The organism is Acinetobacter sp. ATCC 27244 (assembly GCF_000156555.1).
GTDB lineage: Bacteria > Pseudomonadota > Gammaproteobacteria > Pseudomonadales > Moraxellaceae > Acinetobacter > Acinetobacter haemolyticus.
Map to the genome: position 1 here is coordinate 12,835 of NZ_GG665977.1, position 20,498 is coordinate 33,332.

Genomic DNA, 20,498 nt, shown 5'->3' on the forward strand with positions numbered 1-20,498 from the left:
GAGATAACAAGAATGGGTCGATTGTTTTGATTTATTCATGTTATTGTGGTGTGAAAGCATCATTTTAATCTAAATGGAGATCAGCATGAGTTATTATCATATCCTCATTGAAGTGAACGACCACATCAGTACGATTGAGCAGACTCGTGATATCGAAATCCTAAATATTGAAGATATTAGCCCTTTTCTTCACTCGATTTTGATTCCTTATTTCAACGAACAAATTGTTGAATTAGAAGATGAAAATGTGCCTCATGATGAGATATTACATTTGGAAGTGAAACAAACCTTGCTTCCAATTGAACATTTAATCGAAGAAGAACAAAAACAACTGCCAAGTGATACTGATGTCACAATTACGGCTTATGAAATTTTTAATGATCGGGATCTGAGTCAGGATGTTACGGCGGTTATTTTTGATATTTTAGAAGCCGTCAAATTAGACGCTGCGCCATAAAAAAAGGTCTGCACTTGACAGACCTTTTCACATGATTAGCTTATTGCATCATTTTACGCGCTTGCTCTTGGCGGAAAGCACGTAAAATTTGCTGCCCTGCGCGTCCTGTTGGATTTAATCCCAAACGAGTTTGCTCTTGACGAATGGCTTGGCGACTTTTATCACCAATCAAACCATCCACTGCACCAATGTCATGACCACGCTGAATCAAAAATTGTTGAATTTCACGGCGTTCTGCTCTTGATGTTCCCGCATCATCTGTAGGCCATGCCGTTAAAAATGGTGTTCCACCACGCAGACGATCAGACAAATGTGCGATTGCCAAACCATAGCTTTCAGCAGCGTTATAGCTATATATCGCATCAAAATTTCTAAACACTAAAAATAATGGGCCATTCGCACCTGCAGGTGAAATCAAACCTGCTTGAGTACTTCCTGTCAAATTCCCTTGGATCAAAGCTGTTCCATCTGCACGTGTTACACCCTGTGCGATCCAATTATTAAGTGATTTTTTATTGCGGCGACTTTCACCAGAAATCGACATACCTTGTGGAATTTTCACTTCAAAACCCCAAGGCATACCTGTTTGCCATCCAGCACGTTTTAAAAAGTTTGCTGTCGAAGCCAAAGCATCTGGGATACTCGATACGAGATCACGGCGACCATCACCGTCAAAATCTACGGCTAAACGTTCATAAGTAGATGGCATAAATTGCGTGTGACCAAATGCTCCTGCCCAAGAACCATAAAGTTGATCTTGAGTCACATCACCTCGTTGCAAAATACGCATGGTGGCAAAAAATTCACCACGGAAATAACTTTGACGACGACCTTCACAGCTCAATGTACCTAATGCCTGTAATAAAGGATATCGACCAGAAATATCACCATAGTTACTTTCGACACCCCAAACTGCAACCACCGTTTCAGCAGGCACGCCGTAAGCTTGTTCTACACGTCTAAGCACATCACGATGTTGCGCAAGTTTTTGTTGCCCTGCTTGTACACGCTCATTATCAACCAAGCCTGATAAATAATCCCAAATCGGTGTAGAAAACTCTGGCTGATAATTCAAACGATCAATCACTGAATAATCCGCACTTAGATTTTGGGTATAACGATCAAAACTTGCAGCCGAAACACCAGATGCAATTGCTTGAGATCGTAAACCGGCTATACAGCTTTGAAAATCACGTGTTGGACTAAATGTACTGGTATTGCTTACCGCTGGCGTCGTCGTCGTGGTTGAAACTTTTGCGCCATTGATAATCAACTCAGCATGAGCGTTATAAGATAAGGTCAATAAGGCAGTGCCTAGAAAAAGAGGAAAACGGTGCATGATGTCTAAACCATATTTTTAAATTTAAATTTCAGGATTAACATAACACGATCATTGACGTTACAACGTTTGAAATCGTAATTTTTGAATTCATAATTGAGTTTTAAATTTAAAACATAAGATTTAAATTCAAAAGTATCATTTCTTTTAAATTTAAAAATAGATAACTCCTATATTTTGAATTCAAAAGCAACTCTGTGGCTTACACCATCATTTGAATTCAAAAATAGCAACCACTTATGAATTCATTTCACACCATACATTTATAAAAAATAAAGAAATAGACTTAATTCCTATTGTTTTAGATCAAATAGATATCCACAAACCACAACTTTAAATTCAAAACTCAACCTCCTTCAAACTTTTAAATTTAAAAAACTTTTATTTTTGAATTTAAATCAACACGCACACTCAAATCAAAGTTTTAAATTCAAAACAAACAGCCAATATTTAAATTCAAAGCTTAAAGAAAAGTTATCCATAATCTCTTTCAGCTATATCTTTTATTTTATGAATTTAAAGTGACAAAAAAGCGATCCGAAGATCGCTTTTGATGTTCTGTGGATAAGTTAGATGGTCATCTCATCTGTTAATGCCAATGGTACAGGTAAAATTTGAGCAAGTTGACGACACAATGACGTTAACTCATCACGATTATTCGGCATCAATGTAATATGCCCTAACTTACGACCTTCACGTTCAGATTTATTATATAGATGCAAATGTGCACCTTTGAGCGCTAAAACATCCTCCGATTTTGGATGTTGCCCAATGATATTTACCATGACTGTCGGACGCACCACATCAGTTGCACCGAGTGGCAAGCCTGCAACTGCACGAATATGATTTTCAAATTGCGAGCAAATTGAGCCTTCAATCGACCAGTGACCTGAGTTGTGTACGCGACATGCCATTTCATTGGCATATAAACCTTGTTCTGTCACAAACAATTCAAGCGTCAATACACCCACATAATTGAGATGATTCAACAGGCGTGTGATGTAGTCTTGTGCAACAGGTTGTAAATCGGTGCTATTTGGCGCAGGAACAATCGAGTGCGACAAAATACCATTGTGATGGTGGTTTTCTGCCAATGCCCATGTTTTGACATCACCATCTTGACCACGTACCGCAATAATGGATACTTCACGACTGAATTTCACAAAACTTTCAGCGATTAAGCTTTTCGCAGGTCCAAGCTCAGCCCAAGCGGTATCAATCTGATCTTCTGAACGTAGAACAAATTGACCTTTACCATCGTAGCCACCAGTTACGGTTTTTAAAACGATTGGCAAACCTAGATCAGTTACTGCTTGTTTTAAGCTGTCTAAGCTATCTACTGCACGATACGGCGCAACAGGAATACCTAATTCATCAAATAAGGATTTTTCAGCCAAACGATTCTGCGCTGTTGCTAAAGCAAGGCGAGGAGGGTGTAAAGTTTTGGTTTGTGTTAAAACGTCCACATCCGCAACAGGCGTATTTTCAAATTCAAGGCTAAATACATCTGCACTGGCAATAAAATCCTGCAAGGCATGCTCATTTTTACTTGAAAAGACTGGACCTAAAATCGCCGCTGGGCAATCCGTTTCTGCTTCAAAAAAGCTACATTGAATATTCAGTGGCAGAGCTGCTTGCGCCATCATGCGTCCAAGTTGTCCGCCACCAAAAATACCGATGGTTTTATTCATTTATATGACTCTACTTGCTCAGACAAAGTCTTCGCCTTGCATTCGGGCAAAGCGTTGCTTTGCTTATCCTCATTCATGACCAGGGATATTTTTGCTCGACACTTTCTCAGTTTGCGCAGTACGGAAATCCGCAACATTTTTTGCGATCTCAGGACGTGTTAAACCCAGAATTTGCGCTGCCATGATGGCTGCATTGGTTGCACCCGCTTGACCAATCGCCAATGTACCTACTGCAATACCTGCAGGCATTTGTACAATCGAAAGTAATGAATCTACACCATTTAAAATCGAAGATTTAACAGGTACACCCAGCACAGGCAAATCAGTTTTTGCTGCACACATTCCTGGTAAATGTGCCGCACCACCAGCACCTGCAATAATCACTTGGATACCACGATCACGTGCTGTTTCAGCATATTCAAATAAACGATCTGGTGTACGGTGCGCAGAAACCACTTCAGCTTCAAAAGGCACACCCAATTGTTTGAGCATGTTAGCGGTATGTTCAAGTGTTGCCCAATCTGATTGAGAACCCATGATAATCCCGACTAAAGGTTGGCTATCTGTTGCGACCGCATTCATTGGCTTTTCCAAAACTTGATAAAAAAAGAGGGCAGTGTCTCGACTTACGCCAAACACAAAGGAATAAATTGGCAGATATTATAGCGGTTTTTTCAAGCATCCCCAACTACAGAACGCTTGAACTGATCGCAGAAAAATTAGCTGTGATTGCGGAAAACAAAATAGACGCAGCCCAATAAACAGAGCATCGCCCAAACATAATCTAACTTAAAAGGCTGTTTAAACATAAATAGTAAAAATGGGACAAACACCAGCAAGGTCACCACTTCCTGAGTAATTTTCATTTGCCCCAGACCCCAGCCATGTTGACTCAATAGTTTGGTCGCTGGAATCATAAAACTGTATTCGAGTAGGGCAATACACCAACTCAATAAAATTGCTTGCCAAATCGGCGCATCATGTAAATATTTCAAATGACCATACCATGCCAAGGTCATAAAACAATTGGAAATCACCAATAAACACAGCGCTAAAAGAGTAGGGCTCAATTGTATTTACTCTAAAAATTTTGCAATAATTTTATATTAAAATCAGTTCCTGGATAAGGTTTCAAAAACTTAAGGATGCTATGAAAAAATTATTTTTAACGACTATTTTGTGCTTCTCAATAAGTATAAGTCATTCAGTAGAATTAGATCTCGACAATCAAAATGAGGCGCTATCAGATTTAGCAGACATGTTTTATAGTGAAAAAAATGACCCTGTATATCAGTTTGAGACTTTAAACCCTAAAAAACTAGACTATTCTATTGAAAGCTTAAAACTGATTGATACTTATTTATCTGATTTAAGAAAGACCAATTTAGATCAAATCTCAGATGATCAAAGATTTAAGACGATTTTACGCACAGGAGCTTATGTCGGGGAAGTAATAAGAAAAAATGATAAAAATAGAAAGTGGTATTGGGTCGACTATGAGACAGCAAAAGAAATAAATTCTGATTTTTTTAAAGACAAAGCCCTTTCAATTGAACTTGCCGCTGTACTTACGGATGGTGAAAATTTTATATTCCCATTGAATAAAGTTGTTAAATTTATGCAAAATGGTGAAGAGGATAGTGTCTATTTTTTTGCAACGGTAACGTTGAAATCTTAACATTTCTGACTTTAATTTTAAGTAAACAACAACGAATTTTGACTATCTTTTCCATAACAGCCTTGCTATCTTTTCAAGCAAATTTTTAATTGCATTACACACGTTTATTACGTGATTGAATAAGAGAGAAGCACGATGCATCTGCATATTTTGGGTATTTGTGGCACTTTTATGGGGTCTTTGGCTCTATTAGCACGAGATTTAGGACATAAAGTCACAGGTTCAGATGCCAATGTTTATCCACCGATGTCGACGCAACTCGAAAATGCAGGTATTGAGTTGATGCAAGGCTATGACCGTAGCCATTTGCAACCACATCCTGATCTTGTCATCGTTGGCAACGCAATGAAACGTGGCATTGATGCGATTGAATATATGCTGAATGAAGGTCTTCCTTATATTTCTGGTCCACAATTCTTGGCTGATCACGTACTACAAGGCAAACATGTATTAGGTGTTGCAGGTACACATGGTAAAACAACGACTACCACGATGTTGGCTTGGGTATTGGATCAAGCAGGTTTAAACCCTGGTTTCTTGATCGGTGGTGTACCGCTTGGTTTTAGCGAAAGCGCTCGCTTAGGTGGCGGGAAATACTTCTGTGTGGAAGCTGATGAATATGATTCAGCCTTTTTCGACAAACGTTCTAAGTTCGTTCACTACCATCCAAAGACCGCGATTTTAAATAATCTTGAATTTGATCATGCCGACATTTTTGATGACCTTGCTGCGATTCAAAAACAGTTCCATCATTTAGTGCGTACCATTCCAAGTGAAGGTCGTATTATTGCTCCAATTACTGAGACCAATATTGATGAAGTCTTAGAACAAGGCTGCTGGACACCTGTGGTTCGTACCAGTCTTGAGCCAAATGACCAAGCCGCTTTATCTGCTGAACTGATCAGTGCCGATGGCAGCCATTTTAAAGTTCTTGAAAATGGCAAAGTGATCGGGGAAGTGAAATGGAGCATGACTGGACAGCATAGCGTTGCCAATGCTTTGGCAACCATTGCTGCTGCACAACATGTCGGTGTCAGCATTGAACAAGCCTGTGAAGCATTATCTAACTTCGGTGGTGTGAAACGCCGTATGGAGCTTTTAGGTACAGTACGTGGCATCGAAGTCTATGATGACTTCGCCCATCATCCAACGGCGATTGAAACGACTTTGGATGGTGCACGTAAACGTTTAGGCGAACGTAAATTATGGGCAATCATTGAACCGCGCTCAAATACTATGCGTATGGGCAGCCACAAAGATGGTTTAGCACATTCTGCGCGTTTGGCCGATGAAGTGATTTGGTATCAACCAGAAGGTTTAGATTGGGATTTACAACCTGTGATTGCAGCTTCATCAAACAAAGCTGAAGTGAGTCGTTCTTTGGATGAGATCATTGCCCGTGTGGTCAATGAAGCAGGTGAGGGCGATGCAGTGGTGATCATGTCCAATGGTGGTTTTGGTGGTTTACACCAAAAATTGATTACGGCTTTGTCGTAATTTAGCCAATAGCCTATTTTAATCATCTAATTTTGTCACGGTATTCACTATCGTGAAAGGCGGCATGGATGCCGCCCGTTGGACTGTGGTATAGGGATATACCATCAGTCCAACAAAGGATTTTTGTTACCTTGCGGAGTAAACTCCTCAGCCATGAAAAGTAAGGAAACGCCTATATCCAAACAGGTCAATGATTCAGCCTATATGAGGCTGTCAAACTTTCCAAATAGAGATATCTCCGATCTATTTTGAATAGCAATTAACTCAGTTTATTTACCAATTTTAACGGCAAAATCTTCATTGCAATACCCATTGGCAACCATGGCCACTGCGGTACATATGCCTTCACAGGCTCTTTCTCAATCGCTTTCACCAACGCTTGACTACCCGTTTTCTCATCCACTTCAAATGGCAACTTCTTCGCACCCTCATTCAATTCAGTGCGAATATAACCAGGGAAAATCGTCGAGACCTTAATTGGCGTATCTAACAACTCCGCTCGAATCCCCTCAGCCAAATGCGCCACTGCTGCTTTACTGGCTGCATAGGTCGACAAATGCTTCGGTAAACCACGCATTGCACTCATTGAGGAGATCACCACCAAATGCCCTTTATTTTGTGCCCTAAAAATTTCTACTGCTGCTTCACATTGTGCTAATGCTGAAATGAAATTGGTTTCTGCCGTGGCACGGTTCACCTCAAAATGTCCTTTTCCAATACGGCGACCTTCGCCCACACCTGCATTGACAATAATTCGATCAATACTGCCAAACTCTTGCTGAAAAGCTTTAAAAACCGTAAAGACATCATTGTAATGAGTCACATCAAGGGTTTTGATTTTGACCTGAATTGCAAACTGGCTTTGCAATTCTTGTTGTAAGGCTTCCAAACGCTCTAAACGACGTGCACACAGTGCTAGATTGTAGCCTTTAGCCGCAAATTCGCGTGCCATCCCAGCGCCTAAACCTGAACTTGCACCTGTAATTAAAATCGTCTTTGTCATTTCCTTCACCTATTCTTATTTAAATCCATGTTAAAAGTTCTGCATCGTGTGCTTTTAAATAATGATGCTCATTAAAACTCAGTAATTGCAAACGCTCATCAGCCCAACGTAGCGTGGTGATACTGGCATTGGCAATTGACCAATTCAGTGCAAAAATCTGTTTAGCATTCAAACCTAATACCTTGCCGACTGCTACAGAAATCACGCCACCCGAACTAAACACCACCGCCTGACGTTGTTGTGTGACATCCATGTGCTGACTTAACGCCTGTAAGGCACTTTCGACCCGTGATTGAAAGCCTAACCATGTTTCATGGTATTCGTGGTCATACTGCTCTCCAATCCAGCGATCTATCGCACCATCAAAGATACTGGCAAGATAGGCACGTGGATTCGCCACTTGAGCAATATCCTGCTTCAATAATTCAGGTTGTTTAAATCGGGGATCATATTGTGCAAAGATATGCTGATGATCAAACTCATTCCAAGCGGGCTCCGTTTGAATCAAGGTATCTTGAAAATTTTGCGCTAAAGCCAATTGTGCTGTTTGTTGATGGCGCTGCATTGAACCAGCAAACACTAAAGGCTGTTTTTTTAAGGTATGTTTAAAAAAATCACCCACCACCTGTGCCTGTTGCTCTCCTTTAGCTGAAAGCTGGTCATAGCTATCAGCACCAAATGAAGCCTGCCCATGTCGCACCAAATAAATTGTGCTCATCCTTTTAAAATATCCTTTAGCTTTGCGCCATATTCAGGAATTAACTGCTGTGCTTCAGCATTGTTCAGTGCAATTAATTTGAGTGCCCGAATATGTAAGGCATGAATCATGATCCAAAAATCCTTAAAGGCTGGATTATCCGTTTGTTGATGGTAATAACGATAATAAATCTGCTGAGCAATCACGGCTAAACGAAACAAACCGAACACTTCATAAAAGGTCCAATTGTCAGGTTTCAGCCCAGTTTTCTCTAAGTAGTAGTCCACGACTTGTTGACGTGTCAGCATGCCTTTTAGATTGGTTGGTTGACGGCGGCTAGATTTCATCAAAGCATCGTCATCCTCTTGAATCCAATAGGCGAGAGCACTGCCTAAATCCATGAGCGGATCACCCAATGTCGCCATTTCCCAGTCAAGTACGCCAATCACTTGAGTTGGCTGTTGTGGATCTAAAATGACATTATCAAAACGCCAATCATTGTGAATTACGCAGGTCTTCGTATCCGTTGGAATATGTTGCTTTAGCCATTCCCGCACAAAGCTAAAATCAGGCACGTTCGGGGTCAGTGCTTTACTATAACGTCCATCCCAACCTTCCACTTGACGACGACAATAGCCTTCACCTTTGCCCAGTTTTTCAAGTTCTGTGCCTTGATACGGCACTTGATGTAATTCAATCAACTTATCGAGTACATTTAAACAAAGTTGCCGAACTTGTTGCTCATCGAGTTGTAATTCTTTGGGTAAATTAGCTCGTGGAATGATGCCCTCAATCCGCTGCATCACATAGAAATCACAACCAATCACACTGTCATCCTGACACAATGCAACCATTTCAGGTAGGACAGGGTAGAACGGTGCAAGATGCTTCTGCACATTGTATTCACGCGCCATATCATGTGCTGACTTAGCTTTGGTTCCCTTTGGCGGACGACGTAAAATTAAATCGGTATTTTCATATTGAATACGATACGTCCAATTTGATGCTCCCCCTGAATATTGGGTCACTTGTGCTTGACCTTCGAGCACGATACCTTGTTTTTTTAACCATGTTTCAACAGCGGAAATATCGAGTTCTTCGCCATGACGAACCTGACCACCCACATCAATTACTGTCATTTTTATATCCTTATCCGCGACCATAACCACGTTTTTTCAGTTCTAATTTAGCAATCATGCCCTTATGCACTTCATCAGGTCCATCGGCTAAACGTAAACTTCGTGCCTGATTAAAAAATGCAGTCAATGGCGTATCACGAGATACTCCTTCACCACCATGAATTTGAATCGCCATATCGACTACGTTCTGCAATACGGTTGGTGCAACGACCTTGATTGCAGAAATTTCAGTGAGGGCTGCCATATTGCCTAAGGTATCCATCTTATAAGCGGCATAAAGGGTTAATAAACGGGCTTGATCAATTTGCACACGTGCTTCAGCAACACGTTCTAAATTTCCACCGAGTTTAAGAATTTCTTTACCAAAGGCTTTACGCGACATGCCACGATCAATCATCAGCTCTAACGCTTTTTCTGCTGCACCGATACAACGCATACAGTGGTGAATGCGCCCAGGTCCTAAACGACCTTGAGCAATTTCAAAACCTTGCCCTGCGCCACCAATAAAATTACTAACAGGTACACGTACATTGTCAAAACTGACCTGTCCATGACCATGCGGCGCATCATAATCGCCAAAGACAGGCAACATCCGTTCAATGGTCACACCTTGGATATCAATCGGCACCAGAACCATCGAATGCTGATGGTGACGGTCTTTGCTTGAATCAGGGGTGTAGGCCATAAAAATGATCACTTTAGCATTCGGATCACCCAAGCCAGATGACCACCATTTACGACCATTCAGAACAATTTCATCACCCTCAATCACCGCCGTAGCTTGCATATTAGTGGCATCACTCGACGCAACCGCAGGTTCAGTCATGCAGAATACAGAACGTATTTCCCCAGCAAGTAAGGGCTGCAACCATTGTTGCTTTTGTTGCTCACTACCATAGCGCCATAACACCTCCATATTGCCAGTATCAGGCGCATTACAGTTAAATACCGTTGGTGCAAGGAGGCTACGTCCTGTCAACTCAGCAATATGCGCATATTCTTGAACCGATAAACCTGCACCGAGTTCCGCATCTGGCAAGAACATATTCCATAAGCCTGCTGCTTTGGCCTTGCTTTTTAATTGTTCGAGTTGGGCTGGCCATTGCCATTTGGTCCAGTCGCCATCGACATTGAGATGATGGACCTCATCCCAAAAGGCTTTTTCAATCGGTTCTATTTCTTGTTGAATAAAGGTTTGCGTTCTTGCAATAAAATCCTGCGCGCGTTCAGATAATGCAAACATCATTATTTCCCTCAAGGTAAATATTTAACGAAACTTGATTCGCTGCTTTACTTCACCTTAAGCGAAAACTTATTATGAATGAAATGATTTTATTTTATTTAAAACTATGAATCAGATTCATAATACAAATCCGCTCGAAGTCGGGCAATTCCACCGCATAGATATTAATTTATACCCACTTTTTATTGCGATCTTTGAACAAAAAAGCATTTCTAAAGCTGCACAGTTACTCTGTATTAGCCAATCTGCGGTTAGTCATGCCTTACAACGTTTACGTACACAGTTAAATGACGAATTATTTGTACGAAGTGGACAAAAGATGCTTCCAACGCCTTATGCAGAGCAAATTTATCATCCAATCCAAGAGGCGTTATTGACGATTCAACAGATTGCTGTACCACAGCAAGAGTTTGTTCCGAGCATGTTGCAAAGTATTAAGATTGCGATTCACGATGAAATTGAGCCAATTATTTTTCCTCGACTAGTACATCACTTTGCACAGTTAAATCTCGATATTCAGTTTTTAAGTTCCAAACTTGATCGTAAAAATATGCTGGCGGACTTATCTGCCCAGCAGATCGATTTTGTGATTGATCTAGTACAACCTCATCAAGCACATCTACAGTTTGAACAACTCATCCAAGATCATTTTGTGGTGTGTACCCAACAAAGTAAAATGGATCTAGCAACCTACTTATCCTCTCCACATATTGGGGTATCTTCTCGTCGCACTGGGGTTTTACTTGAAGATATTTATTTGAATCGCCAACAATTATCTCGCCAAGTTTTTCTGCGTTGTCAGCATTACGCAACAGCACTACAAGTCTTGGCACAATACCCCAATGCGATATTAACCATTCCACAAAGTATTCTGAATCATCTGCATTATGCGGAAACATTACAGATTCATGCCTTACCTATCGAATTACCAAAAATCACGATGGGGATGTATTGGCATGACCACGTCAAACAAAACCCTCGCCATCAATTTTTACGGCATGAAATTCTAAACATTTTTAATGCGAAACCATGAAGCATCCATTTGCAGATTTACTCAAATTATGTAATGCTACGCGCAGATTTGGATGGCATCATCCATACCGTATTTGTTGACAAGGGGAGTAGCCTCCTCCAAACCTGAGTGTTGCAATTAAAACTCAGGTGTCAGAGCTCCGTCATTACACTTTGCAAAAAGTCGGACTCTGAGCATCATCTCTCATGGTGATGTAGGCAAGACCTTGATCATGTTGAAACAGATGTTTTTTTAATTCATCTGGCAACTGGTCAAGGTTTTTTTATGTCCATTTGCCAGATAGGGAGTAGTGATGGAAACTATCGGCAATTTATGGCTATACCTTGCCTTTTTTGGCATTGTGTCGGTGATGTTAATCATCGACTTTTTAGGTTTTAAACAGAAGCAAAACCAAAATGTTCCTTTTAAACAAGCTGCTTATTGGAGTATTGCTTGGGTCACTGTCGCCATACTGTTTGGTGGTGCATTGTGGCTGTATCTCCAGCAAACAGTTGGGGTGAACATTGCCAATCAAAAAACCATGGAATACTTCGCAGGTTATCTGCTCGAAAAATCCTTAGCAATCGATAATGTCTTCGTTTGGCTCATGATCTTTGCTGCTTTCACGATTCCACCTGCTTTACAACGCAAAATCTTGCTCTATGGAGTTCTCGGCGCAATTGTACTTAGAACCATCTTTATCTTTATTGGCGCTTGGTTCGTTCAAGAGTTTTCATGGATTCTTTATATCTTTGGTGCTTTCCTCGTCTATACCGGCTTTAAATTTCTTAAAGGGCAGGAGGAAGAAAGCAATATCGAAGACAATGCTTTACTCAAATGGTTACGTAAACACCTACGCATCACACCTCAACTAGAAGGCAATAAATTCTTCGTCCGCCGAAATGGACTTTTGTGGGCGACGCCGTTATTTTTAGTATTAGTACTGGTCGAGGCTTCTGATGTCATTTTTGCTGTGGACTCGATTCCTGCAATTTTTGCTGTAACGACTGACCCATTCATCGTTTTAACTGCAAACTTAATGGCTATTTTAGGCTTGCGTGCAATGTTCTTCTTACTCGCTGGCGCAGCTACCAAAATGCATTATTTACCTTATGGCTTAGGTATTATTTTATTGTTTATCGGTACGAAAATGTTGTTGTTGGATGTGTTCCACATGCCGATCTGGATTTCCCTCAGCTTTATCATCTTGGTATTGAGTATTACGGCGTATCTATCGTTACGTCACAATAAACATCAAGCAGAATAATCAAAAAGCATATGAAAAGGGTCTTCAATTGGAGGCCCTTTATTCTATTCAGATATTGTCTATTTTGTCGTTGGATCAACACATTGTAATTTAGGCCATTGCTGCAACCACTTTTTAGAATTTACACGCTGCTTAAAAGTTTCATAACTTACTAATGCAGAATTCCAACGCAATCGTAATTCAAATAAGTCTTCTAAGCCAAAAGGTGCAACGAATTCCAGTTCTCCTACACTATCAAAACGAATAGCAATTGCCGTTGCTGTTTCAGGCCATAACGATAAAGCATGTTCAATCGATGATATCGGCTGAATTTGCTCACCATTTTCCTTACGATACCATGTATGCACCAATGCCTGATTCACCACATCCCATTGCTGCTGAGGGAAGAAGTCTTCTAATTTTTGCTTTAATCGCTGCTGTACCTGATTGTTTCGTTCCTGCTCATCGTAATAAATTACATCAATTTCGCTATTTTTTAAGTCAAAAGCCTGATCATGTAAACATGCCCAAACTGTATTTCGAAGCACACCTGCACTTATATAAGCTTGCGGCTCGATCCATGCAAGTTGTTTTAACATTGCACAAAGTTCAGGAGTATTTAGGATTACATGAGCGAAAAATTTTCGATAGTGTATTTGATGAAGTGTCATTATTGTTCAAATCCAAAAATTATCCATACAGTTCTTCATCTTGACCTCCAAGGTAAAGTGAATTGACTCAAAAAATTTACTCACATTTATACACTTTTTAGTGGCTTAATTTAGGCGAATATTCCAGTAACCTGGACAAAATCAGGTACAATCAACCGAAAAAAGTAAAACTGTAGGTTGTTATGACGTTGGCTACTCCGATCACGGTTATTCGTGGTCGCTTCTTAGATATTCAAAAAACTGTTTCCCAAGCGACTGAAATCGCAGACCAAGTGCGATATATCGAAGATGGTATTCTGATCACTGAACAAGGCAAAATTCGTTGGTTTGGCACTTGGGATGCAGCTCAAGATCACCTACCTACAGATGTTGAGATTCAACATTATCCAGATCAATTGATCATTCCTGGCATGATTGACACCCACATCCACTTCCCACAAACAGAAATGGTCGGTGCCTACGGTGAACAATTACTCAGTTGGCTCAATACCTATACGTTCCCAACTGAAATCCAGTTCAAAGACCAAGCCTATGCCGAAGAAATTGCAAAATTCTTTGTGCAGGAATTACTTAAAAATGGCACCACCACGGCACTCGTGTTTTGTACTGTTCATCCTGAGTCTGTGAATGCTTTATTTGAAGCCGCAGAACAGTACCAAATGCGTTTAATCGCAGGTAAAGTCATGATGGATCGTCATGCACCTGAAGCACTGTGCGACACTGTAGAGAGCGCCTATGATGATTCTAAGGCCCTGATCGAAAAGTGGCATGGCCAAGGTCGCGCCTTATACGCGATTACACCTCGATTTGCACCAACCTCTACACCAGAACAGCTAGAAAAAGCAGGACAACTCAAAGCAGAATATCCTGATGTTTATGTACATACCCATTTAAGTGAAAATAAAGATGAAATCGCATGGGTTAAAGATTTATTCCCAGCACAAAAGGGCTATCTCGATGTCTATCATCATTATGGCTTAACGGGTCAGCGTTCGGTATTCGCGCATTGCGTACATTTAGAAGATGCAGAATGGAAATGCATGCATGAAACTGACTCTGCAATTGCCTTTTGCCCAACGTCTAACCTGTTCTTAGGTAGCGGCTTATTTCCATTAAAGAAAACATGGGAACAAAAAGTCAAAGTTGGTTTGGGTACAGATATTGGGGCAGGGACTTCATTTAGCTTATTACAAACCGTCAATGAAGCCTATAAAGTGCAGCAGTTACAAGGTGATAAACTCTCTGCTTTTGAGTCGCTGTATCATGCAACCTTAGGTGGTGCAAAAGCACTTGATCTCGATGATAAGCTCGGCAATTTCAATATCGGTAAAGAAGCGGATTTTGTCGTGCTAAATCTGCAAGCAACGGCTTTACAACAACTACGTCAATCACGTTCTAAATCAATTGATGACAGCTTATTTGCGCTGTTTACTATGGGCGATGACCGTAATATCGAGGCAACCTATATCTATGGACAAAAAGCCTATAGCACCAACTAAATTATTCAATAAGCGTAGGATTGGATTGATCCTCTTTGCCATGAGCTGCGCAGTTTTGTTGAAGCGAGACAGTGCTTCACGGCAAAATGATACATATTCTTCATCATCAAAAGATGCATGAAAACTCATTTTGTTTTAAAATTCTCACATTAACTCAAGATTTCGAGGTGTTGCAGGTCAACACCTTTTTTATTTTCCCATTTTTTAAATTTTTAGGAATCTATCGATGACTGTTGCGATGCGCGTAATGATTTCCAGTGAAGAGATCCAAGCCAAAGTGAAAGAGCTAGGTGAAAAAATCAATGCACACTATGCTCAAAGTGATAAAGAACTGGTATTGATTGGTTTATTGCGTGGTTCAGTCATCTTTATGGCAGATTTATGCCGTGCGATTGAAAAACCGCATGAACTCGATTTTATGACCGTTTCAAGCTATGGTGGTGGTACCACTTCTAGTCGCGACGTCAAAATTCTGAAGGACTTGGATGGTGAAATTCACGGTAAAGATGTATTGGTGGTCGAAGACATTATTGACTCAGGCAATACACTCAACAAAGTCATTCAAATGTTGCAAACGCGCAAGCCCAATTCAATTGAATTGTGTACGCTGGTGAGCAAACCATCACGCCGTGAAATTGATTTAGACGTAAAATTCTTAGGTTTTGAAGTCGAAGATCGATTTATTGTGGGCTATGGTCTCGATTATGATCAAAAATATCGTCATCTTCCATTTATCGGTGAAATTGGTCTTTGATCAATAAAAAATCTGTATTATCGGTGCTTGAACTGCCCATGCAAAAGTAACTCAAGCACCTGTTTAGCGGCGATTTCGTCGCTTTTTTATTTTTAGATCCTAATTAAAAATATCTCAACACTGCACAAAAATACGACATAAATAAGCAATCCGCTACAGACAAAAGCTCTCCTCATCAAGCAGGATAACTACAAATACTATTGTTAAAACAAGGAGAAATAACAATGTGGTCTCTAATTGTAGCAATTGTCGTTGGTTTCTTTGCGGGTTTAATTGCACGAGCGCTCCATCCAGGTGATGACAAAGCTGGCTTTATTGTTACCACTTTACTCGGTATTTCGGGTTCTTTATTGGCAACCTATGGCGGCCGATTACTCGGCTTATATGGTGAAAATTCAGCGGCTGGATTTATTGCATCTGTGGTTGGTGCTGTGATTATTTTATTCATCTACAACCTCGTTACCAAGAAGAGCTAGAGGCATAAAAATCACTCCCAATTCATGATTGTTATGAATTGGGAGGTTTATATTTATAGTCCCAATTCCTTCCAAATCATTTGAATATCTTCAGCACTACGTCCACCCACCATCTTTAAGCCATTTGAAAAAATCAAAGTCGGTGTGCCATTCACGCCTAATTTACGTCCTAAAGCTAGGTTTCGATCAATTGGATTGGCACAGGTTTTTGCTTTAGGTTGAACATTTTTTTGCAGTAAATTTTTCCATGCATAGGATGGATTTGCATCGCACCAAACTTGCTTAGAAACAGCGATAGATTGCGGTTTTAAGGCATAGATAAAGGTATAAATCGTTACATCATTGAGCTTATCCAGTTCTGCTTCTAATTGCTTACAGTACGGACAGTTTGGATCTGAAAAAATAGCGAGCTGACGTTTACCATTACCTTTGACCGTTTTAATTGCATCTTGTAAAGGGAGTTTTTGCCAATCAATTGAATTTTGCTTAAGTACTAAATCTTTTGTGAGATTTTTTTGGTCTTTTAAACGCACCATTGAACCGATAAACATATGCTCGGCATTTTCATCGAGGTAGATGATTTGATTATCTAGATTTGCACTATATAAACCCGTCATTTCAGTGGCTTGAATATTGGTCACTTGGATATCGGGATAGTTTTTATTTAGATTACTTTTTAAGGTTTCCACATTGGCTAAACTCATCATAGAAACACAGCTCAATAATGAGAATATCCCAATTTTTTTTAACATGACTGACACTCGAATCAAAAATCAGCCGCTATTGTAATCCGTCTCACAAGGCTATACAGCACGACTTACTGAGTCACAACCAAAATCAAACCAATACCCGAGATGTTTCACGTGGAACACTTTTCTAATTGGAATCATTTCCCAATACAGAACGAACCAAAGATTTTTCCGAGCAGATCATCCGCACTAAAATCACCAGTGATTTCACCGAGGGCGTTTTGTGCCAAACGTAAAGACTCTGCAACAAGCTCACCTGCATTAAACACCACAAGCTGCTCACGAGCCTCTGCCAAATAGCGCTGAGTGCGCTTCATTGCGTCTAGATGACGCGTACGGGCAATAAAGGTATCTTCTTCGGGCTGGAAGCCTGCATGCGCTGTAATCGCATCTATGAGCGCCTGAACCCCCATATCCTGTTTTGCTGAAACCCGAATGTGGCGGAAACCTTGATAATCCGTCATTTCTGCTGGTTGACCCGTTAAATCGCATTTATTTCCGATCAACAATAACCGTTTCGGCTCAAGATGATCTGCAAAATATTCATGTGCCAATTGCAACGGTTCATCACCTTGATTTAAGTCGTATACCAACAGTAACAAATCCGCTTGCTCAATCTCTTTGATCGCTCGGCGAATACCTTCGCGTTCAACAACATCACCTGTTTCGCGTAAACCAGCCGTATCCGTTAAAGTAATCGGCAGGCCATTCAAACTGATTTTTTCGTGTAAAACATCACGTGTGGTACCCGCAATATCGGTCACAATGGCACGCTCATGTCCAGCCAATGCGTTTAATAAGCTCGATTTTCCAGCATTCGGTTTACCTGCGATCACCACTTGCAAACCTTCACGTAACAATTGACCTTGACGCGCCGATTGTTGTACCGCCTTGACAGAATCTTGTACATCATCCAATAACGCTAGAATTTTACCATCCGCTAAAAAATCAATTTCTTCTTCTGGAAAATCAATCGCGGCTTCCACATGCAAACGCAAGTGAATCAATTTTTCTAAAACAGTATTAATTTTAGTTGAAAAAGCACCTTGTAAAGAACGTACCGCTGAACGTGCTGCTGCCTGTGAGGTTGCATCAATCAAATCTGCAATCGCTTCTGCTTGAACCAAATCCATTTTGCCATTTTCAAAGGCACGCATGGAAAATTCACCCGCCTTTGCAGCTGTCGCACCTAAATCAAGCAAGCGCGCCAACAATGCATTTTGAATGACTGGACCACCATGTCCTTGGATTTCCACTACATCCTCGCCCGTGAACGAGTGGGGATTTGGAAAACATAAGATAATGCCTTCATCCATCACTGAATTATCTACATCATAAAACTGGCGAAAAGCCGCCATTCTTGCAGTAGGTAGTTGTTTTTGTGTAAGTTCTTTGGCAATCATATAAGCCTTCGGTCCAGAGAGACGAATGACTCCCACACCTCCACGACCCAACGGTGTAGCAATCGCAGCAATTGTGGTTTGATGTTGCATATTTTTCACTTCACAACCCTAAAATTCAGCCAAATAAAAATCCGCTTAAGATTACCATCTTAAGCGGATTTATTCAGTAAAAGTTGGAGAATTAAGACGCTGACTCAACCTTGTTGAGACGATCTTTTTCTACACTCTTATTGATAAATGACTGTTGCAGAATCGTAATGGCGTTGTTGACGATCCAGTAAAGGACTAAACCTGCTGGGAAGAACAACATAAATACCGTAAAGATGATTGGCATCAAACGGAAAACCTTTGCCTGCATTGGATCAGTCGGTTGTGGATTGAGCATTTGCTGCACATACATGGTAACCCCCATGAGTAGCGGCAAAATAAACCAAGGATCCATCGCCGATAAATCTTGAATCCATAGCAACCAAGGTGCATGACGTAATTCCACACTTTCCATGAGTACCCAATACAGGGCAAGGAAAATTGGCATTTGCAGTAACAACGGCAAACAACCCGATAATGGATTTACTTGTTCACGCTTATACAATGCCATCATTTCTTGAGAGAAACGCATACGGTCATCGCCAAACTCTTCTTTCATGCGTTGCATTTCAGGTGCAATGACACGCATTTTTGCCATCGAACGATAGCTTTTCGATGAAAGTGGCCACAAAATCAGCTTCACTAAGATCGTCAAAAGAATAATTGACCAACCCCAGTTCCCCACGATGTTATGGAAAAATTGCAAGCCAAGGAACAATAGTTTTGCAATCGGCCATAACCAACCATAATCTACGGTTTGATTTAAACCTACAGCTAAATCTTTCAGCTCAGACTGGATCTTTGGACCTGAATAGAACTTTGCATCAACTTCCATCGATGTACCTGCAGGCACATTAATGGTCGGAGAAGTAAAGCCAATAATATTCATCTTGTCCGCAGACTGACGTGATTCTAATTTAGCAGTATATGGCTGACCATCCGCTTGCGTCAGTTTTAAATTACCTGGAATCCATGCACTCACGAAATAGTGCTGAACCATCGCAACCCAAGCATTTTTCGCATCAAGATTTAACTTCTCATCAGAGAAGTTTGAAAACTTGAGTTTATTGTAATGTGCATCAGGTGTACCCCATGCGCCACCCAAGAAGGTCCCTAAGGTAAAGATACCTTGGTCAGATTTACCTGGATCATCTGAGTTATCACGTTTTAACTGACCAAACATTTGACCTTGCCAGTTTTGCTGACTGCGGTTAACGACTTGGTGTTTAACGGTAATTGGATATTCACCTTGAGTGAAAGTGAAAGTTTTAATCACTTCAACGCCTTCAGGTGTTTTAAAGACCAATGGAACAGTCAAAACTTGACTGCTTGCACCATCTGTCGTCGCCATTTTTTTGGCATCTTCCATTGTATATGCTGTTTTTTCAACATCATACATTGGACGACCATTTCGGCTGCTATCTGGTCCATTTAATCCAATTAAGCCCGATTGAGCGACGTAAGTACGGTTCGCATCATTTTCCAGCATGACAAATGGTTGATCACCATTTTTGCTTTGATCATGGCTCAATAACTCAATACGAACAATGTCACCACCTTTTGGATTAATCCAAAGATGATAGAGATCGGTTTGTACTGAAATCAGTTGCTGATTCACAGAGGTAGTTTCTGTGGCTTGTTGTGATGCAGTCACATTTGCTTGTGGCAAGTCTGAAGCCGCTGTTGCATTTTGAGCGTTTGGCAAATCTGCAGACACATCATGTGCACTGACCACTGCCGCTTGTTGTTGCGGAGCTGGTGCAGCATGACCATAATCTTTTTGCCAAGCCAAAATAAGCAAATATGCGGTAACAAACATGGCTCCAAGAATTGCAAATCTGGCCCATTGTTGCATAA

General features: G+C 40.7%; 20 protein-coding genes. 8 read left to right on the top strand and 12 right to left on the bottom strand.

Translation table 11 applies throughout. The features are described 5' to 3' along the window. The first annotated feature begins 73 nt into the window (after nt 1–73). Nucleotides 74–457, top strand: coding sequence for a hypothetical protein (locus HMPREF0023_RS15630; protein WP_008942558.1), 384 nt, complete (start codon nt 74–76; stop codon nt 455–457). Nucleotides 458–497: 40 nt separating this feature from the next. Here the strand turns inward: HMPREF0023_RS15630 and HMPREF0023_RS15635 are convergent, their stop codons facing one another. From HMPREF0023_RS15635 to HMPREF0023_RS15650, 4 genes are all read right to left on the bottom strand, one after another. Continuing rightward, complete coding sequence (locus HMPREF0023_RS15635; RefSeq protein WP_005086097.1) at nt 498–1,796, bottom strand: lytic murein transglycosylase; 1,299 nt, start codon at nt 1,794–1,796, stop codon at nt 498–500. 569 nt (nt 1,797–2,365) lie between these two features. Continuing rightward, nucleotides 2,366–3,487: a 5-(carboxyamino)imidazole ribonucleotide synthase gene (locus tag HMPREF0023_RS15640; RefSeq protein ID WP_005091979.1), complete on the bottom strand. Its 1,122-nt coding sequence runs from the start codon at nt 3,485–3,487 to the stop codon at nt 2,366–2,368. Between the two features lie 69 nt (nt 3,488–3,556). Beyond that, nucleotides 3,557–4,069, bottom strand: coding sequence for a 5-(carboxyamino)imidazole ribonucleotide mutase (purE, locus tag HMPREF0023_RS15645; protein WP_005086095.1), 513 nt, complete (start codon nt 4,067–4,069; stop codon nt 3,557–3,559). Between the two features lie 137 nt (nt 4,070–4,206). Next, nucleotides 4,207–4,563, bottom strand: coding sequence for a DMT family protein (locus HMPREF0023_RS15650; protein ID WP_257787235.1), 357 nt, complete (start codon nt 4,561–4,563; stop codon nt 4,207–4,209). A gap of 74 nt (nt 4,564–4,637) precedes the next feature. On the opposite strand from HMPREF0023_RS15650, the gene HMPREF0023_RS15655 reads away from it, so the two are divergent. Together HMPREF0023_RS15655 and mpl are read left to right on the top strand one after the other, a co-directional pair. Next, nucleotides 4,638–5,165, top strand: a complete 528-nt coding sequence (locus HMPREF0023_RS15655; RefSeq protein WP_005091977.1) for a hypothetical protein — start codon at nt 4,638–4,640, stop codon at nt 5,163–5,165. Nucleotides 5,166–5,300: 135 nt separating this feature from the next. Next, on the top strand, nt 5,301–6,662 hold the full coding sequence (mpl, locus tag HMPREF0023_RS15660; protein ID WP_005086091.1) for a UDP-N-acetylmuramate:L-alanyl-gamma-D-glutamyl-meso-diaminopimelate ligase: 1,362 nt from the start codon (nt 5,301–5,303) through the stop codon (nt 6,660–6,662). A 259-nt stretch (nt 6,663–6,921) separates the two neighbouring features. Here mpl and HMPREF0023_RS15665 read toward each other — a convergent pair whose 3' ends face one another. From HMPREF0023_RS15665 to HMPREF0023_RS15680, 4 genes are read right to left on the bottom strand one after another with little or no spacing between them, the layout of a single operon-like run. Then, nucleotides 6,922–7,665: an SDR family oxidoreductase gene (locus HMPREF0023_RS15665; protein WP_005091975.1), complete on the bottom strand. Its 744-nt coding sequence runs from the start codon at nt 7,663–7,665 to the stop codon at nt 6,922–6,924. 19 nt (nt 7,666–7,684) lie between these two features. Then, complete coding sequence (locus HMPREF0023_RS15670) at nt 7,685–8,383, bottom strand: histidine phosphatase family protein (protein WP_005091974.1); 699 nt, start codon at nt 8,381–8,383, stop codon at nt 7,685–7,687. Continuing rightward, a complete protein-coding gene (locus HMPREF0023_RS15675; protein WP_005091972.1) occupies nt 8,380–9,501 on the bottom strand; it encodes a phosphotransferase family protein in 1,122 nt (373 codons plus the stop codon). Before HMPREF0023_RS15675 ends, HMPREF0023_RS15670 begins: the two co-directional genes overlap by 4 nt. 10 nt (nt 9,502–9,511) lie before the next feature. After that, nucleotides 9,512–10,744 (bottom strand): acyl-CoA dehydrogenase family protein, encoded by a 1,233-nt coding sequence (locus HMPREF0023_RS15680; RefSeq protein ID WP_026056276.1) that lies wholly within the window; start codon nt 10,742–10,744, stop codon nt 9,512–9,514. Between the two features lie 106 nt (nt 10,745–10,850). Here HMPREF0023_RS15680 and HMPREF0023_RS15685 point away from each other — a divergent pair, with 106 nt between their 5' ends. Next, nucleotides 10,851–11,777: a LysR family transcriptional regulator gene (locus tag HMPREF0023_RS15685; RefSeq protein ID WP_005091967.1), complete on the top strand. Its 927-nt coding sequence runs from the start codon at nt 10,851–10,853 to the stop codon at nt 11,775–11,777. Between the two features lie 292 nt (nt 11,778–12,069). Next, nucleotides 12,070–13,023 carry a TerC family protein gene (locus tag HMPREF0023_RS15690; RefSeq protein ID WP_005091964.1) on the top strand — a complete coding sequence of 318 codons (954 nt, stop codon included), beginning with the start codon at nt 12,070–12,072 and terminating at the stop codon, nt 13,021–13,023. Between the two features lie 59 nt (nt 13,024–13,082). On the opposite strand, the gene HMPREF0023_RS15695 is transcribed toward HMPREF0023_RS15690, so the two are convergent. Further along, entirely contained in the window at nt 13,083–13,673 is a 591-nt protein-coding gene (locus HMPREF0023_RS15695) for a nucleotidyltransferase family protein (RefSeq protein WP_005091961.1), read from the bottom strand. A 182-nt stretch (nt 13,674–13,855) separates the two neighbouring features. Here HMPREF0023_RS15695 and guaD point away from each other — a divergent pair, with 182 nt between their 5' ends. From guaD to HMPREF0023_RS15710, 3 genes are all read left to right on the top strand, one after another. Further along, nucleotides 13,856–15,172: a guanine deaminase gene (guaD, locus tag HMPREF0023_RS15700; RefSeq protein WP_005091959.1), complete on the top strand. Its 1,317-nt coding sequence runs from the start codon at nt 13,856–13,858 to the stop codon at nt 15,170–15,172. Nucleotides 15,173–15,398: 226 nt separating this feature from the next. Beyond that, the gene (gene hpt, locus HMPREF0023_RS15705) at nt 15,399–15,926 is read left to right on the top strand and encodes a hypoxanthine phosphoribosyltransferase (protein ID WP_005091958.1); all 528 of its coding nucleotides are present in this window, start codon (nt 15,399–15,401) and stop codon (nt 15,924–15,926) included. A gap of 224 nt (nt 15,927–16,150) precedes the next feature. After that, entirely contained in the window at nt 16,151–16,402 is a 252-nt protein-coding gene (locus HMPREF0023_RS15710; protein ID WP_004637321.1) for a GlsB/YeaQ/YmgE family stress response membrane protein, read from the top strand. 53 nt (nt 16,403–16,455) lie between these two features. Here HMPREF0023_RS15710 and HMPREF0023_RS15715 read toward each other — a convergent pair whose 3' ends face one another. The 3 genes from HMPREF0023_RS15715 to yidC form a co-directional block, all read right to left on the bottom strand. Further along, nucleotides 16,456–17,154, bottom strand: coding sequence for a DsbC family protein (locus HMPREF0023_RS15715; RefSeq protein ID WP_026056277.1), 699 nt, complete (start codon nt 17,152–17,154; stop codon nt 16,456–16,458). 134 nt (nt 17,155–17,288) lie between these two features. After that, nucleotides 17,289–18,644: a tRNA uridine-5-carboxymethylaminomethyl(34) synthesis GTPase MnmE gene (mnmE, locus tag HMPREF0023_RS15720; RefSeq protein ID WP_005091952.1), complete on the bottom strand. Its 1,356-nt coding sequence runs from the start codon at nt 18,642–18,644 to the stop codon at nt 17,289–17,291. Between the two features lie 91 nt (nt 18,645–18,735). Beyond that, nucleotides 18,736–20,496, bottom strand: coding sequence for a membrane protein insertase YidC (yidC, locus tag HMPREF0023_RS15725; RefSeq protein WP_008942565.1), 1,761 nt, complete (start codon nt 20,494–20,496; stop codon nt 18,736–18,738). Nucleotides 20,497–20,498 lie beyond the last annotated feature (2 nt).

Bases quoted from the DNA above. Each gene is read 5' to 3' on its own strand.
- HMPREF0023_RS15630 (WP_008942558.1), top strand. From the start codon at position 74: ATGGAGATCAGCATGAGTTATTATCATATCCTCATTGAAGTGAACGAC.
- HMPREF0023_RS15635 (WP_005086097.1), bottom strand. From the start codon at position 1,796: ATGCACCGTTTTCCTCTTTTTCTAGGCACTGCCTTATTGACCTTATCT.
- HMPREF0023_RS15640 (WP_005091979.1), bottom strand. From the start codon at position 3,487: ATGAATAAAACCATCGGTATTTTTGGTGGCGGACAACTTGGACGCATG.
- purE (WP_005086095.1), bottom strand. From the start codon at position 4,069: ATGAATGCGGTCGCAACAGATAGCCAACCTTTAGTCGGGATTATCATG.
- HMPREF0023_RS15655 (WP_005091977.1), top strand. From the start codon at position 4,638: ATGAAAAAATTATTTTTAACGACTATTTTGTGCTTCTCAATAAGTATA.
- mpl (WP_005086091.1), top strand. From the start codon at position 5,301: ATGCATCTGCATATTTTGGGTATTTGTGGCACTTTTATGGGGTCTTTG.
- HMPREF0023_RS15665 (WP_005091975.1), bottom strand. From the start codon at position 7,665: ATGACAAAGACGATTTTAATTACAGGTGCAAGTTCAGGTTTAGGCGCT.
- HMPREF0023_RS15670 (WP_005091974.1), bottom strand. From the start codon at position 8,383: ATGAGCACAATTTATTTGGTGCGACATGGGCAGGCTTCATTTGGTGCT.
- HMPREF0023_RS15675 (WP_005091972.1), bottom strand. From the start codon at position 9,501: ATGACAGTAATTGATGTGGGTGGTCAGGTTCGTCATGGCGAAGAACTC.
- HMPREF0023_RS15680 (WP_026056276.1), bottom strand. From the start codon at position 10,744: ATGTTTGCATTATCTGAACGCGCGCAGGATTTTATTGCAAGAACGCAA.
- HMPREF0023_RS15685 (WP_005091967.1), top strand. From the start codon at position 10,851: ATGAATCAGATTCATAATACAAATCCGCTCGAAGTCGGGCAATTCCAC.
- HMPREF0023_RS15690 (WP_005091964.1), top strand. From the start codon at position 12,070: ATGGAAACTATCGGCAATTTATGGCTATACCTTGCCTTTTTTGGCATT.
- HMPREF0023_RS15695 (WP_005091961.1), bottom strand. From the start codon at position 13,673: ATGACACTTCATCAAATACACTATCGAAAATTTTTCGCTCATGTAATC.
- guaD (WP_005091959.1), top strand. From the start codon at position 13,856: ATGACGTTGGCTACTCCGATCACGGTTATTCGTGGTCGCTTCTTAGAT.
- hpt (WP_005091958.1), top strand. From the start codon at position 15,399: ATGACTGTTGCGATGCGCGTAATGATTTCCAGTGAAGAGATCCAAGCC.
- HMPREF0023_RS15710 (WP_004637321.1), top strand. From the start codon at position 16,151: ATGTGGTCTCTAATTGTAGCAATTGTCGTTGGTTTCTTTGCGGGTTTA.
- HMPREF0023_RS15715 (WP_026056277.1), bottom strand. From the start codon at position 17,154: ATGTTAAAAAAAATTGGGATATTCTCATTATTGAGCTGTGTTTCTATG.
- mnmE (WP_005091952.1), bottom strand. From the start codon at position 18,644: ATGCAACATCAAACCACAATTGCTGCGATTGCTACACCGTTGGGTCGT.
- yidC (WP_008942565.1), bottom strand. From the start codon at position 20,496: ATGCAACAATGGGCCAGATTTGCAATTCTTGGAGCCATGTTTGTTACC.